Source organism: Mesorhizobium calcicola, from assembly GCF_042682105.1.
In the GTDB taxonomy this organism is placed as follows: Bacteria; Pseudomonadota; Alphaproteobacteria; order Rhizobiales; family Rhizobiaceae; genus Mesorhizobium; species Mesorhizobium calcicola.
The window spans coordinates 63508-78138 of the sequence record NZ_JBHUGY010000076.1 but is presented as its reverse complement, the minus strand read 5'-3'; the positions used below and the strand labels follow the sequence as shown (position 1 = coordinate 78138).

The window sequence follows — 14631 nt, the reverse complement described above, 5'->3', positions numbered from 1 at the left end:
TCCGTGAGGATACCCATGGCCGCTGGAGGGCTTCCAATGGGCTTTACGTTGGGTTTTGACGTCGCGTTCGCGCGCGACGTTGTTGAGCTATGTCCAAAGCATCGCCACCTGCTGCTTTTGGGCACGGCACTCGGCTCGACCTTGATAGCGTTCTCCGCCTCCCCGTCCTTCGCGGCGAACTGCACGCAGCCGGCCTCGCCCTCGCCGATCACGGTCAACGGTGCGGCAACGCCGATCTCGTGCGCCAACACCGTCGCACGCACGGCAACCGTGGCTGGCGACAACGCCATCGACATTGTGACGACCGGCAATGGCAACACTGTCGACATCACCAACAGCGGACCGCTGACGACGACGTCGACTTCGCTCGTTCCGCAGCCGCCCAACACAGACTATTCGCAATCGACCGGCGCGCGCGGCATCTATGCCGGCACCAACGGCATTGGCGCCGACATCACCATCAACAACAGCGGCACCATCAACTCCTACAGCGACAGCATCGAGGCGACCGACGGCGCCACGAGCGGCACCGTCCTTAGCGGCGACACGCACATCACCATCACCAATTCGGGCAACCTGACCGCTGGCCCCAACGCGGAAGGCATCTATGCCAACGCCAGCTACGGTTCCAACAACCTCGTGACCATCGACAACAGTGGCGCCATCCAGACCGGCGCCAGCGCCTCGCCGAGCGGCACATCGTCCGGCATCTTCGTCGCCGTCGACGGCGACAACAGCCAGATCAATGTCACCAACAGTGGCGCGATCAGCACGATCGGCGACACCGCTTCCGGCATCTCGGCAATTGCCAATTACTACAATGGCGACAACGGCAGCATCGTCATCGACAACAAGGCAGCCATTACCACCACGGGCGCCGGCGCCTACGGCATCCTTGCCCAGGCCGGCGGCATCGCACCGAACGACGGCGGCACGGTGACCATCACCAACACTGCCACGGTCAGCGCCGGCTATATGGGCATCGCCGGCTTCACCTATGGCAGCGGCGGCGACATCACCATAGACAACAAGGGCAACATCACCGCCGGCACTGGCGGATATGACGGGTCCGACGGCATCAAGGCGGTGGCCAATGGCGGCGACGCGACCATCAGCATCACCAACAGCGGCGTCATCGACACCACGGCCGGCGGCGCCTATTCGATCGGCATCGAGGCCATCAACACACCCTGTCTGTGTGCGGGCTCCAACACCAACATCTTCGTCACCAACACGGCCGCCATCACCACAGGAGCCGATTCCGCTGGCATCCTCGCCCGTTCGATCGGCGATGGCGCCGTGGTGACGATCGACAACAGCGGCAACATCCAGACCGGACCCAGCACCTCGGGGAGCGGCAATTCGTTCGGCATCTTCGCCACGGTCGCCGGCGAAGAGGGCCAGATCAACGTCAACAACAACGGGTCGATCAGCACGGTCGGTGACGACGCGATCGGCATTGGGGCGGCCAACTACTACGCCGGTTCCGACAGCAGCATCGTCATCGACAACAAGTCGGGCGGCACGATCACCACCACCGGCAGCCATGCAGCCGGCATCTTTGCGGCCAGCATCGGCCCGTACGGGGCCGGCACCATCGAGATCACCAATGCCGCCACGATCAACTCGGGCTACATTGGCATCGGCGCCGTCAACTATGGCAGCGGCGGCGACATCACCATCACCAACAAGGCCGCCATCACCACCGGCACCGGCGGACACGGCTCCACCGGCATCAGGGCACTGGCCTATGGTGGCGACTCGACCATCGTCATCACCAACAGCGGCGCCATCGACACCACGGCCGGCGGCGCCTATTCCAACGGCATCGAGGCCGTCAACGGATCGCCAGTCGCGGGTTCCAGCGCGGACATCTCGATCACCAATACGGCTGCCATAACCACCGGCGTCGATTCCGTCGGCATCTCCGCCTATTCGGTCGGCTCGGGCAGCACGGTGATGATCGATAACAGTGGCGCTATCCAAACTGGTGCCAGCAGCGGTTCGACCTTCGGCTACTCGTCCGGTATCTTCGCCATTGCCGAGGGCGACGGCAGCCAGATCAGCATCACCAACGACGGCACGATCACCACGGTCGGCACCAACGCGGCCGGCATCTGGGCGAACGCCAACGCCTATGACGGCGCCAACGGCAGCATCGTCATCGATAACAAGGCGGGCGGTTCAATCGTCACCACCAAGGGTGCCTACGGCATCTTTGCGATGGCCGGCAATGACAGTTCCCCCGACAATGGCGGGACCATCCAGATCACCAATGCCGCCACGATCAGTTCCGGCTATGTCGGCATCGGCAGCTTCGCCTATGGCGGCGGCTCTGGCATCACCATCACCAACAAGGCCGCCATCACCTCCGGTAACGGCGGATATGATGGCTCCAGCGGCATCCTGGCCGTGGCCGATGGCAGCGACTCGACCATCAGCATCACCAACAGCGGCGCCATCGACACCACCGCCGGCGGCGCCAATTCCAGCGGTATCGAGGCCGACAACGGAACCTGTCTGTGTGCTGCGAGTCCCAACCCGCAGGTCTCGGTCACCAACACGGCTGCGATAACCACAGGCGCCGATTCCGTCGGCATCTTCGCGCGCTCGACCGGCGCGGGCGGCATGGTGAGCGTCGACAATAGCGGCGCCATCGAAACCGGTGCCAGCACTTCGAGTTTCGGCGGCTCGTCGGGTATCTTCGCCGACGTCGACGGCGACAATAGCCAGCTCAATGTCACCAACAACGGTGCGATCCATACGGTCGGCGCCAACGCGGCCGGGATTTGGGCGATGGCCAACTACTACTCCGGCTCCAACGGCAACGTCGTCGTCAACAACAAGGCCGGCGGCACGATCACCACCACCGTCAGCGATGCATTCGGCATCTTTGCCCAGGCCGGCAGCCTGGACGGCGCTCCCCCCAACGCCAACGACGGCGGCACGGTCGAAGTCACCAATGCCGCCGCGATCAATGCAGGCGCCAAGGGTATCGGCGCCTACACATATGGTTCCCACGGCACCGTCACGGTCACCAACAGCGGCGCGATCGTCTCGACCAGCGCCGGCGTCTACGCCAAGTCGAATGGCGACGACAGCAATGTCATCATCACCAACCAAGCCTCTGTAAGCTCCCTGAGTGGCGATGCGGCAATCTCGGCGTTCACCGCCGGAGCCAACAGCAGCATCACCATCACGACCAGCGGCAACACTACCGGTGTCGGCGGCTTTGGCGTGATTGCCGACGCAAACGGAGCGTCGAGCACGGTTGTTATCAACGGCCGATCCAGCATCCATGGCGCTCTCGGCGGCATCCGGTCCGATTCGACGGCGGGATCGACGATCAACGTCGATGCTTCCGGTTCCCTCAGTGCCGGGAACAACCTCGCCATCAAGTCGTTGGCCGGAACCGCGGCGATCAACAATGATGGCGTGATCCTTGGCCGGGTCGAACTGAGCGACGCCGGAAATGTCATGAACATCAATGGCAACGGTGTCTTCAGGGCATTCACCGACAGCAAGTTCGGCGCCGGCAACGATACGCTCAACAACGACGGCACCATCAACGCGTCGGGCAGCTATTTCGGTTCGTCGCCCAACACGGTCGGCCTGCTCGGTCTCGAAAACTTCGTCAACGGCAGCACCGGTTCGGGTGCTGGCCTGACGACGATGATCGATGGCGTGACCGGCGACAAGCTGACCATAAGCGGCAACTTCACCGGCCAGGGCAATTCGGTGCTCGGTGTCGATGTCGATTTTTCCTCCGGCACGGCCGACACGCTGACAATCGGCGGCAATGCCTCCGGTCATACCGATCTGGTCGTGAACGCCACCCGCGCCGGCGCGCCGGCGGTCTTCATCCCCGTGGTCACGGTGGCCGGAACGACCGCCGAGGGCGATTTCGATCTGGCCACTCCCATCAAAGCCGGCTTCTTTACCTATGGCCTGTTCCTGCAGGGCAACACGCACGGCCTGCGTTCCACTGGCCTCAGCAACGCGGCTTTCGAACTGCCTGCCGGCGTCACCGGCGCACAGGATGTGTGGCTGGGCACCACCGGTTTCTGGCAGGATCGCATGGCCGATCTGCGCATCGAGCAGAGCGGCGTCCACAATGCCGATATGCCGGAGGACAAACTCGCCGCACGCATGGGCGGCCTCTGGGCGCGGGCGTCGGGCGATTGGTCAAATCGCGACAGCACCATAAACTACACCGATCCGGTCTCGCTGTTGACCGGGACGCTCGATCTCGATCGCAAGCAGCGCACGGGCGCCTTCCTGGGCGGCATCGACATGGGTCTGGAGGGTGTTGCCGGCGGCGACATGCTGTTCGGCGTCATGGGCGGCTATGTCACCTCAAGGCTCGACTTCAAGGCGACGGATGACAGCTGGAACTACAAGGGCGGCACGGTCGGCGCCTATGCCACCTTCCTGAACGGCGGCTTCTACCTCGACGGCCTCGTCAAGGCAGACTTCCTCGATGTCGACATCAACGACGTCGGCGGCAAGGCGAGCACCAACGCCACCAATATCGGCATGCGCCTCGACACCGGCTACCGCGTCGTCATGGGCTGGGGCTTCATCGAGCCGCAGGCCAGCCTGGAGTGGGTTCACACCAACATGGCCACGGTCTCGCTGTTCGGCGGTGCCATCGACTTCCAGAACGGCAGCAGCGGCCGCGCCAAGATCGGCGTGCGCATCGGCACCTACATGCCGGTGAACGGCATGACCGTCAGTCCCGACCTGACGCTGAGCGTCTGGAACCACTTCGGCAGCGACAATGCCGTCGACATCAACTTCCCCGGCAGCGCCTTCTCGGCCACCGACAGCGCCGGCAACGGCACATCAGGCGAAGTCGGCGTCGGTGTGAACGTGGCCAGCGCCAGCAACTGGTCCGGCGTGGTCCGCGGCAGCGTCCGCTTCGGCGACAGGTACAGCGCCGGCTCCATCGGCGCGGCACTCCGTTACGGCTGGTAGCCCAGCGGATTGCATCTTGAAGGTCTTGCACCGGCCCTCGCGGCCGGCGTAGTCATGACTGGGTCTTTCCATGGAGCGAGCGTGAGCACATCCAAGGCCACCGACGAGGCCCCGGCGAAACCGGCTGAAACTCCGCCTGCCAGCCCGGCCGAGCAGCAGACCAACGTCTCGCTGTCGCGTGGTTTCATCAACTGGATGGAGACGGCGCAGTGCTCGCTGGCCTTCACCTCCTACCAGACCGGGCAGCTGTTCCTGGTCGGCCTCACCGGCGACAGGAAGGCCTCGATCCACCAGACCAGTTTCGTCAGGGCCATGGGCGTGACCGTTGCCGGGCAGCGCATCGTCCTTGCCTCCGACACGGCGGTGTGGCGGCTCGAAAACATCCTCGGACCCGACCAGGTCGCCAACACCATCTACGACCGCATGTATATGCCGCGCGCCACCTCCTACACCGGCGACCTCGACATCCATGAGCTGGCCGTCCGCGAAGACGGGCAGATCCTGTTCATCAACACCAAGTTCTCCTGCCTGGCGACGCTGAGCCCGACGCACTCCTTCCGGCCGCTGTGGAAGCCGTCCTTCATCAGCAAGCTGGTGCCGGAGGACCGCTGCCATCTCAACGGCCTCGCCATGCAGAACGGGCGCGCCCGCTATGTCAGCGCGATCAGCCGGTCGGACTCGGTCGGCGGCTGGCGCGACCGCCGCTGGGAAGGCGGCATGATCATCGACATCACCGAGGATAGGGTGGTGGTCGACGATTTGTCGATGCCGCATTCGCCGCGCGTCCATGACGGTGCGCTGTGGGTGCTCGATTCCGGCCGCGGCTTCCTGGTCCGCATCGATCCCGCAACCGGACAGCGGCAGAACATCGCCTTCTGCCCCGGCTTCCTGCGCGGCCTGAGCTTTCGTGGCCGCTTTGCCATCGTCACCACGTCGCTGCCGCGCGATGGCCTGTTCAAGGACCTGCCGCTGCAGGACAATCTGCAGACGCGCGACGCAGAGCCGCGTTGCGCGCTCTACATCATCGACCTGCATACCGGCGGCATAGCCGAGTGGATCGAGTTGAAAGGGCATATTACCGAGCTGTTCGACGTCGCCGTCATTGCGGGCTGCCGCTGCCCTTCATCCGTGCCGCCCAACAGCCCGAACATGGCTTCGCTGATCACCATCGACAGCGAAGGCTAAGCGAATCGGGCCTGGCCGGCGAAGTCCTTGTCCCGGCCGAGCCCAAGCCTAGATCAAACGTCAGGCAGGCTCGAAGGTCGCACAGTGCAGCCGTGAGGAAGAAATTTCTCCACACAGCGAAAGATCGTCGAATATTTTCTTCAGAGGGGTAAAAAAGGCAACATTGAATGCATCTAATTTCTATCAGTTCGGTAGATTTGGCGCGGGTTCAACGGAGGCAGAAATGACCAAACCTCATTTCAGGAAACTGCTCGGCGCACTGGTCGCCACATCTGTCCAGTTCGGCACGCTCGGTTTCGCGTTTGCCGATACCACCATTCTCAACGTGTCCTACGATCCGACACGCGAGCTCTACAAGGCCTATGACGAAGCCTTCACCGCGCATTGGAAGGCCGAGACCGGCGAGACCGTCACGATCCAGCAGTCGCATGGCGGATCGGGCGCCCAGGCCCGTGCCGTCATCGACGGCCTCGACGCCGATGTGGTGACGCTGGCGCTCGAAGGCGACATCAATGCCATCGTCTCGAAGTCGAAGAAGATCAATCCCGACTGGCGCACCAAATTCGAAAACAATTCAGCGCCTTACACCTCGACGATCGTCTTTCTCGTCCGCAAGGGCAATCCCATGGGCATCCACGACTGGAACGACCTCGTCAAGGATGGCACCCAGGTGATCACGCCCAATCCCAAGACCTCCGGCGGGGCGCGCTGGAACTATCTCGCCGCCTGGGCCTACGCCAACGCCAATGATGGCGGCGACGAGGCCAAGACCAAGGAATTCGTCGGCAAGCTCTATGCCAATGCCCCGGTGCTTGACACCGGCGCCCGCGGCTCGACCGTGACCTTCGCGCAAAAAGGCATCGGCGACGTGCTGATCGCCTGGGAAAATGATGCCTATCTGGCACTCGACGAGTTCGGCGCCGACAATTTCGACATCGTCTATCCCCCGACGTCGATCCTGGCCGAGCCGCCGGTGGCGGTTGTCGACGCCAATGTCGACGCCAAGGGCACACGCAAGGTCGCCGAAGCGTATCTGGGCTGGCTCTATTCCAAGGAAGGCCAGACGATCATCGCCAAGAACCATTATCGTCCGGCCAAGCCCGAACTTGTAGCCCCGGCTGATCTTCCCAAGACACCGGATATCAAGCTGATCTCCATCGACGATCCACTTTTTGGCGGCTGGAAGAAAGCACAGCCTTATCATTTCGGCGACGGTGGTATATTCGACCAGATCTACAAGCCGGCCCAGTGAGCTAGATCTAGATCAGGACGATATGACCACAGCACCCGCGCAGGCGGGGTGGCGGTTCAGACAGCCCAGCGTCATTCCGGGTTTCGGACTGACGCTCGGCTTCTCGCTTGCCTACCTCACCCTCATCATCCTCATCCCGCTGTCCGGGCTGCTCTGGCGCTCGGCCGCCCTTGGCTGGCCCGAATTCTGGGCAATCGCCACCGACCGCCGCACTCTCAATGCGCTGGAAATCAGCTTCGGCACCGCCTTCATCGCGGCTGCCGTCAACGTCGTCTTCGGCACGCTGGTCGCCTGGGTGCTGGTGCGCTACCGTTTTCCCGGCCGCCGCATCGTCGATGCCATGGTAGACCTGCCGTTCGCGCTGCCGACGGCGGTGGCTGGCATCGCGCTGACCACGCTCTACGCGCCGAACGGCTGGATCGGCAAATTGCTGATGCCACTCGGCATCAAGGTCGCCTACACGCCGCTCGGCATCGTCATCGCGCTGGTTTTCATCGGCCTGCCCTTCGTCGTGCGCACCGTGCAGCCGATCATGGAAGAGATCGACAAGGAGGTGGAAGAAGCCGCCGCCACGCTCGGCGCCAGCCGCTTCCAGATCATCACCCGCGTGCTGTTTCCGGGCCTGGCACCGGCCATCATCACCGGCTTCTCGCTGGCCTTCGCGCGCGGCGTCGGCGAATACGGCTCGGTCATCTTCATTGCCGGCAACCTGCCCTACAAATCCGAGATCGCGCCGCTTCTGATCGTCATCCGGCTGGAGGAATACAACTACCCGGCGGCGACCGCGATCGCTGCGATCATGCTGGCTCTGTCGTTCGTCATGCTTCTGGTCGTCAATCTCGTGCAGACATGGAGCCGCAAGCGCTATGGCTGATCCCGAAATCAAATCCTACGAGCCCTACCATGAGAGCCGCTCGGCGGCGGTGACCGAAAGCCGTCCCGCGCAAGCCGTGCTGATGGCGATCGCTTTTGTCTTCCTCGGCGTCTTCCTGCTTTTGCCGCTGATCATCGTCTTCCACGAGGCGCTGGCAAAAGGCGTCGGCGCCTATACGCAGGCATTGGGCGAGCCGGACGCGCGCTCGGCCATCCGTCTGACACTGCTTGTCGCGGCGATCTCGGTGCCGCTCAATGTCGTCTTCGGCATCTCCGCCGCCTGGGCCATTGCCAAGTTCGAGTTCAAGGGCAAGGCGTTTCTCACCACGCTGATCGACCTGCCCTTCTCGGTCTCGCCGGTCATCTCGGGCCTGGTCTATGTGCTGCTGTTCGGCGCGCAAGGGTTGCTCGGCGAGTGGCTGAAGGCACATGGCATCCAGATCTTGTTCGCCGTGCCCGGCATTGTGTTGGCCACCGTGTTCGTCACCTTCCCCTTCGTTGCCCGCGAACTGATCCCGTTGATGCAGGAACAGAGCAATGGCGACGAGGAGGCCGCCCTTTCGCTCGGCGCCAATGGCTGGCAGACCTTCTGGTATGTGACGCTGCCCAACGTCAAATGGGGCCTGCTCTACGGCGTGCTGCTGTGCAACGCCCGCGCCATGGGCGAATTCGGCGCGGTGTCGGTGGTGTCGGGCCACATACGCGGCCTGACCAACACCATGCCGCTGCATGTCGAAATCCTCTATAACGAGTACAACGCCGTCGGCGCCTTTGCCGTGGCTTCATTGCTTGCGGGCCTGGCGCTCGTCACGCTGGTCTTGAAAACACTTCTCGAGATGCGCTACGGCGCCGAGATCGCCGCGACGCGCGGACACTGACAGAGGGATTTGCATGGAAGTTCGCGTTGCCAACGTGCGCAAGGAGTTTGACCGGTTTCCGGCGCTGCATGACGTGTCACTGGATATCAAGTCGGGCGAACTGATCGCGCTGCTGGGGCCGTCCGGATCCGGCAAGACGACCCTGCTCAGGCTGATTGCCGGGCTGGAGCGGCCGACAAGGGGAAAAATCTTCTTCGGCGACGAGGATGCCTCGCAGAAATCGATCCAGGAGCGCAATGTCGGCTTCGTCTTCCAGCATTATGCGCTGTTCCGGCACATGACGGTGGCCGACAACATCGGTTTCGGCCTCAAGGTCCGGCACGGGCCGTCGCGCCCGCCGGCGCAGGAGATCCGCCGTCGTGCCACCGAGCTGCTCGATCTCGTTCAGCTTTCGGGGCTGGAAAAACGCTATCCGGCACAGTTATCCGGCGGCCAGCGTCAGCGCGTGGCGCTGGCGCGCGCCATGGCGATCGAACCCAAGGTGCTGCTGCTCGACGAGCCGTTCGGCGCGCTCGACGCACAGGTGCGCAGGGAATTGCGCCGCTGGCTGCGCGAGATCCATGACGCCACCGGCCACACCACCGTCTTCGTCACCCATGACCAGGAAGAGGCGCTGGAGCTTGCCGACCGCGTCGTGGTGATGAGCCAGGGCCGCATTGAGCAGGTCGGCACCGCCGACGACATCTACGACACACCGAACTCGCCCTTCGTCTACGGCTTTATCGGTGAATCGAGCTCGCTTCCCGTCAAGGTCGAGAACGGCGAGATCTGGCTCGCCGACCGTCCGATCGGGCTTGCCGCGCCCAACGAGCCCTCGGGCGACGCGATGCTGTTCTTCCGTCCGCACGATGTCGAACTGCTGGACGGCTGCAGCGGCTGCATCGCCGGCACGGTCGCCGCCAGCCGCCGCGTCGCCGGCACGCGGCGCGTCGAGCTCGAGATCGGTGGCGAGCGCCAGCGGGTCGAAATAGAACTGCCGGTCGATCACCCCGCGGCGCAGAAAAGCCGGGTGGCGTTCCGTCCTGGTCGCTGGAAGCTGTTCCCGGCCGTCTAGAGCGGTTCGCATTTAGGTTGACTTATAGCCTGCGCTTTCGATGTAGTTGTTGCATTCATTTGGGGTGACGTCGTCGAGGGTGCGGGCGATAGCGTTGTGTACGGCCTGGATGCTTCGTTTGGCGGCACGTCGCATGCAGTGCTTGAGCTTGGCGAAGAGCTTCTCGATTGGATTGAGATCTGGACTGTAGGGCGGCAGGAAGAAGAGCCGCGCTCCGGCGGCCCTGACGATGTCGCGGACGGCTTGGCCTTGTGAGACCCGAGATTGTCGAGAATGACAATGTCGCCCGGCTTCAGTGTCTTGATGAGTTCGGTTTCGACATAGACACGGAAGGCCTGCGCATTGATGGGTCCGTCAATGACCCAAGGCGCCTCTACCCGATCATGCCGCAGCGCGGCGATGAAGGTCATCGTCTTCCAATGACCATATGGCGCGTGAGCCATCAGCCGCTTGCCGCGCACACCCCAGCCACGCAACGGCGCCATGTTGGTCTTGACCCACGTTTCATCCAGGAAGACCAGGCGCGTTGGGTCAATGCGGGTCTGATAGCGCATCCATTGCGCCCGCCGACGCATCAGCTTCGGCTTGAGCTGCTCAGCCGGCAGAACGGTTTTTTTTGAAGCTCTTGCCCTCGCGATGCAAGAAGCGACCGACGCTGGCGGGGTGGATGATGAGACCCCGGTCAGCCAGTGCGGCCGTCAATTCATGAAGCGTTATGTTGGCATCCCGCTCGACCTCGCTCAGGACGAAAGCACGATGCTCCCCGTCAATCAGATAGGGTCGATGACCGCCCATCTTGCCGGGTGCCGCACTGCCCAGCCGACGCTTGCGCGCCGCCCACTTGATCACGCTCGAAACTGCCACCTTCAGCGCCGCAGCCACCTCTCGGCTCGTCTCGCCTTCTTCAAGGCGAGCCAGTGCCCGTTCCCGCAAATCCATCGAATAAGGCTTGGCCATCTGTCCCGACCTCCAACGGTCAGAACATCGAATCTGATTTGCTCAATCTTGGGAATCCTGATTCAGACAAAACGCAAACCGCTCTAGCTATGAGGGTCCTGTGAATCTGGTGCACTGAGGAACATCCCGGCCTGATGGTGCCTCTTTCGTGCTGAGCGAAATCGACTACCCTTTCGGCGCGCCTTTCAAAGACAGCACCAAGGTCATCGGATTTTTCGGGGAAGCCGCAAAGCCGTAGCGCTCATAGAAGGCTTTCGCTTCATCCGATATGGCATGAACAAAAATGCCGCGAATGCCCAGGATTGTCGCGGCCTGACCGGCGCGCAGTACGGCGTCTTGCAACAGCGCCGCGCCTAGTCCCTTCCCTTGCCAACCAGCATCCACGGCGAGGCGCCCGAGCATGACCATCGGAATGGGATCTGGCATGTTGCGACGAATGGCGCCGGGCGCTTCCACGAGATCAAGCCCGCCCGAAGAGAGACAGTAGTAACCGACGACGCGCGCGCCTTCCGCCACCACATAAGTACGCGACGCGCCGCTGACTTGGTTGGCCCGCGCCCTGAGGCGAAGCCACTGGTCGAGACTTTCCGTCCCGTTTTGGAAAAGTTCGACATCGTGGTTTTCGGCCAGCGGCGCGGGCGCCGATAGCATCAGCCCTGCCATGGCTTGGGCACGTTCATAAGGCGTGCAAAACCTTCACCGCTCGGCGGTCCATCAAGGATGTCGAGATAATGCCGGTAGCTCTCGGGATCCACCTTGATCAAGGCCTGGTCGAGGAGCGTATCTTCGGCCGCCCGGTACGCAGCATCGATCATGAAGTCGGACCGAGTCTTCCCGCGTATTTTAGCGGCGCGGTCAATCAGCATGCGCACATCCTCTCGGATGCGCAGATTGACAGGCTTGGCGTGGGTCTCGGGTGTGGTCTTTGTCATGGAGGACTCCTTCCCCACCATAACACTCCGCATACACAATGTGTATCTATTTATAATCTAGCCAGTGAGGTGCCGAGGAGAACCGGCTTCCGAAGGCCATCAAAAGAGACCCTACTTGAAAGAAAAAACTACGAGCCGTTTGTTTCAGCAACGGTTTTTCCAGCAACGGGGGTCAAGCCCTGAACCTATGCCTCGTCGCGCATCATGCGCCACGGCTATGGTCCGATCACAAACGCATTGCATCGGAGTCTTTTTCATGAAGCGACTTTTCCTTGGCGTCGCCACCGTCGCCGGCCTCTTCCTGGCAACCTCCCAAGCCTGGTCGGCCGACAAACTGCTCAACGCTTCCTATGATGTCGGCCGCGAACTGTTCGTCCAGGTCAACAAGGCCTTCATCGCCCAGCATCCCGGCGTCACCGTCGATCAGTCGCATGCCGGCACCTCGGCGCAGGCACGCGCCATCGCCGAGGGCCTTGGCGCCGATGTCGTCACCTTCAACCAGGTCACCGACATCGACTTCCTGGTCAAGAAGGGCCTCGTTTCGGCCGACTGGCAGAAGGATTTTCCCGACAACGCCTCGCCCTTCTATTCGCTGCCGTCCTTCCTGGTGCGCGCCGGCAATCCCAAGCACATCAAGGACTGGAACGATCTGGTGCGCGACGACGTGCAGGTGATCTTCCCCAACCCGAAAACTTCGGGCAATGCGCGCTACACCTATCTGGCGGCCACCGCCTACGCCAAGGAAGCCTTCAAGGGCGACGACGCCAAGGTGAAGGAATTCATCACCAAGCTGTTCAACAACGTGCCGATCTTCGACACCGCCGGCCGCGCCGCGACCACCACCTTCGTGCAGCGCGAGATCGGTGACGTGCTGATCACCTTCGAGTCCGAGACGCGTGGCATCCGCAAGCAGTATGGCGACGACAAGTTCGAGCAGGTCACGCCCTCGGTCAGCCTGCTGGCCGAATTCCCGGTGGCGATCGTCGACAAGGTGGCCGACGAGCATGGCACCCGCGATCTGGCCAAGACCTATCTCGATTTCCTCTACACGCCCGAGGGTCAGGACATCCTCGCCCAGAACGGCAACCGGGTCCGCGACGCGGCTGTCGCCGCCAAGTACAAGGCCGACTTTCCCGATGTCCGCCTGCTGACGGTGGAAGACGTCTTCGGCGGCTGGGACAAGTTGCAAAAGGAGCATTTCGCCGCCGGCGGCCTGCTCGACCAGACCTACGGCAGCCGCTGACGGCAGCACCATCCAAGGTGAACGAAAAAGCCGGCGCTTGCCGGCTTTTTCGTTTCGTGCGCCGGCAACCCCGATTCTATCGGGATGGAACAGGCTCTATGGCCGCCATCCGGGCAAAACGTTACAAAGAATCAACGCGCTTGTGCCTAACGTGCCATCGGGCGGCTTGTTTTTGCGAAACATCATCGCGTGAATCAAACCGTCATTATTTGCACACAAACAGTCGCCAGATGCGGGTGGTTGGGGATTTATGGGTTGATCTGGGCATGCTGACGAAAAAAGGCAAATACGGCCTCAAGGCCCTCGTGCATCTGTCCGGCCTGCCGGTTGGCCAATTGGCCTTCGTCAACGACATCGCGGTCGCCAACAACATCCCGAAGAAATTCCTCGATGCCATCCTGGGCGAGTTGCGCAACGCCGGCTTCGTCCAGAGCCGCAAGGGCAAGGAGGGCGGCTATCGCCTCGCCCGGCCTGCCTCCGAAATCAAGATCGGCCATGTCGTGCGCGTACTTGACGGACCGCTGGCGCCGATCCCCTGCGCCAGCCGCACGCAGTATCAGCGCTGCGAGGACTGTGACGAGGCGACCTGCCAGGTCCGGCACATGATGCTGGAGGTGCGGCAGGCGATCGCCGAAGTGCTGGACAATCGCAGCCTCGCCGCCATGCGCGACGCCGACAATGATGATTTTCCGGTCGAGCTGACGTCGCAGATTTAGTTCGCGAAACGCGGGCTCATGATCCGCGTATCTTGCGGACCGCGGCAGCGACGAGTTCGCCAACCGGGCGCGTCGCATCGAGTGTCAATGCCCGCTCGTCGGCAGCCGGCGGCTCGAGGATGGCGAACTGGCTGTCGACCAGGCTTGCCGGCATGAAATGGCCCTTGCGGTTGCCAACGCGTTTTCTGGCCGTGGCAGGATCGATCTCCAGATAGAGGAAGACGATATCCCGGCAGAAGCCGCTCAAACGCGAGCGATAGCCGCGCTTCAGTGCCGAACAGGCGGCAACCACGCCCTGCCCTTGCCCCACAGAAGCCGCGATGCGCTCGCCGATCGCGTCGAGCCAGCCTTCGCGCAGTTGATCTGTGAGCGGCTCGCCGCTGGCCATGCGCGCGACGTTTTCGGGCGGATGCAGCAGGTCGCCCTCGATAAAGGCAACGCCTAGCGCGGCCGCCAGCGCGATGCCGACGGCAGACTTGCCGCAGCCAGCGACGCCCATCACCACGATGACCGGCGCCGAACCGGGAGCGCCCGTCGGCGCCTGTGCTGCCTTTTCGTCCACTG

At 62.7% G+C, this 14631-nt stretch carries 11 protein-coding genes and 1 pseudogene; 8 read left to right on the top strand and 4 right to left on the bottom strand.

All coding sequences use genetic code 11. The features are described from left to right. Positions 1-36 precede the first annotated feature (36 nt). The 6 genes from ACFSQT_RS37180 (at position 37) to ACFSQT_RS37155 (ending at position 10219) form a co-directional block, all read left to right on the top strand. Positions 37-4977, top strand: a complete 4941-nt coding sequence (locus ACFSQT_RS37180) for a beta strand repeat-containing protein (protein WP_379026994.1) — start codon at positions 37-39, stop codon at positions 4975-4977. Between the two features lie 81 nt (positions 4978-5058). Continuing rightward, positions 5059-6162, top strand: coding sequence for a TIGR03032 family protein (locus tag ACFSQT_RS37175; protein ID WP_379026993.1), 1104 nt, complete (start codon positions 5059-5061; stop codon positions 6160-6162). 223 nt (positions 6163-6385) lie between these two features. Then, the gene (locus ACFSQT_RS37170) at positions 6386-7414 is read left to right on the top strand and encodes a sulfate ABC transporter substrate-binding protein (RefSeq protein WP_379026992.1); all 1029 of its coding nucleotides are present in this window, start codon (positions 6386-6388) and stop codon (positions 7412-7414) included. 22 nt (positions 7415-7436) lie between these two features. Beyond that, complete coding sequence (gene cysT, locus ACFSQT_RS37165; RefSeq protein ID WP_379026991.1) at positions 7437-8288, top strand: sulfate ABC transporter permease subunit CysT; 852 nt, start codon at positions 7437-7439, stop codon at positions 8286-8288. Continuing rightward, positions 8281-9165: a sulfate ABC transporter permease subunit CysW gene (gene cysW, locus ACFSQT_RS37160; protein ID WP_379026990.1), complete on the top strand. Its 885-nt coding sequence runs from the start codon at positions 8281-8283 to the stop codon at positions 9163-9165. Before cysT ends, cysW begins: the two co-directional genes overlap by 8 nt. A gap of 13 nt (positions 9166-9178) precedes the next feature. Continuing rightward, complete coding sequence (locus ACFSQT_RS37155) at positions 9179-10219, top strand: sulfate/molybdate ABC transporter ATP-binding protein (RefSeq protein ID WP_379026989.1); 1041 nt, start codon at positions 9179-9181, stop codon at positions 10217-10219. A 12-nt stretch (positions 10220-10231) separates the two neighbouring features. On the opposite strand, the pseudogene ACFSQT_RS37150 reads toward ACFSQT_RS37155, so the two are convergent. From ACFSQT_RS37150 to ACFSQT_RS37140, 3 genes and pseudogenes are all read right to left on the bottom strand, one after another. Next, positions 10232-11176 (bottom strand): annotated as a pseudogene (locus ACFSQT_RS37150) (IS630 family transposase). A 165-nt stretch (positions 11177-11341) separates the two neighbouring features. After that, positions 11342-11827, bottom strand: a complete 486-nt coding sequence (locus ACFSQT_RS37145) for a GNAT family N-acetyltransferase (RefSeq protein WP_379027080.1) — start codon at positions 11825-11827, stop codon at positions 11342-11344. Beyond that, positions 11827-12108 carry a type II toxin-antitoxin system TacA family antitoxin gene (locus tag ACFSQT_RS37140; protein WP_379026278.1) on the bottom strand — a complete coding sequence of 94 codons (282 nt, stop codon included), beginning with the start codon at positions 12106-12108 and terminating at the stop codon, positions 11827-11829. Before ACFSQT_RS37140 ends, ACFSQT_RS37145 begins: the two co-directional genes overlap by 1 nt. Positions 12109-12364: 256 nt before the next feature. Here ACFSQT_RS37140 and ACFSQT_RS37135 point away from each other — a divergent pair, with 256 nt between their 5' ends. After that, a complete protein-coding gene (locus ACFSQT_RS37135; protein WP_379026988.1) occupies positions 12365-13351 on the top strand; it encodes a sulfate ABC transporter substrate-binding protein in 987 nt (328 codons plus the stop codon). A gap of 266 nt (positions 13352-13617) precedes the next feature. Then, the gene (locus tag ACFSQT_RS37130) at positions 13618-14067 is read left to right on the top strand and encodes an RrF2 family transcriptional regulator (RefSeq protein ID WP_006202816.1); all 450 of its coding nucleotides are present in this window, start codon (positions 13618-13620) and stop codon (positions 14065-14067) included. A 16-nt stretch (positions 14068-14083) separates the two neighbouring features. Here the strand turns inward: ACFSQT_RS37130 and ACFSQT_RS37125 are convergent, their stop codons facing one another. Next, positions 14084-14629, bottom strand: coding sequence for a gluconokinase (locus ACFSQT_RS37125; RefSeq protein ID WP_379026987.1), 546 nt, complete (start codon positions 14627-14629; stop codon positions 14084-14086). Between the last annotated feature and the right edge of the window lie 2 nt (positions 14630-14631).

Coding starts and splice junctions, on each gene's coding strand:
- ACFSQT_RS37180 (WP_379026994.1), top strand. CDS start 37: ATGGGCTTTACGTTGGGTTTTGACGTCGCGTTCGCGCGCGACGTTGTT.
- ACFSQT_RS37170 (WP_379026992.1), top strand. CDS start 6,386: ATGACCAAACCTCATTTCAGGAAACTGCTCGGCGCACTGGTCGCCACA.
- cysT (WP_379026991.1), top strand. CDS start 7,437: ATGACCACAGCACCCGCGCAGGCGGGGTGGCGGTTCAGACAGCCCAGC.
- cysW (WP_379026990.1), top strand. CDS start 8,281: ATGGCTGATCCCGAAATCAAATCCTACGAGCCCTACCATGAGAGCCGC.
- ACFSQT_RS37155 (WP_379026989.1), top strand. CDS start 9,179: ATGGAAGTTCGCGTTGCCAACGTGCGCAAGGAGTTTGACCGGTTTCCG.
- ACFSQT_RS37145 (WP_379027080.1), bottom strand. CDS start 11,827: ATGCTATCGGCGCCCGCGCCGCTGGCCGAAAACCACGATGTCGAACTT.
- ACFSQT_RS37140 (WP_379026278.1), bottom strand. CDS start 12,108: ATGACAAAGACCACACCCGAGACCCACGCCAAGCCTGTCAATCTGCGC.
- ACFSQT_RS37135 (WP_379026988.1), top strand. CDS start 12,365: ATGAAGCGACTTTTCCTTGGCGTCGCCACCGTCGCCGGCCTCTTCCTG.
- ACFSQT_RS37130 (WP_006202816.1), top strand. CDS start 13,618: ATGCTGACGAAAAAAGGCAAATACGGCCTCAAGGCCCTCGTGCATCTG.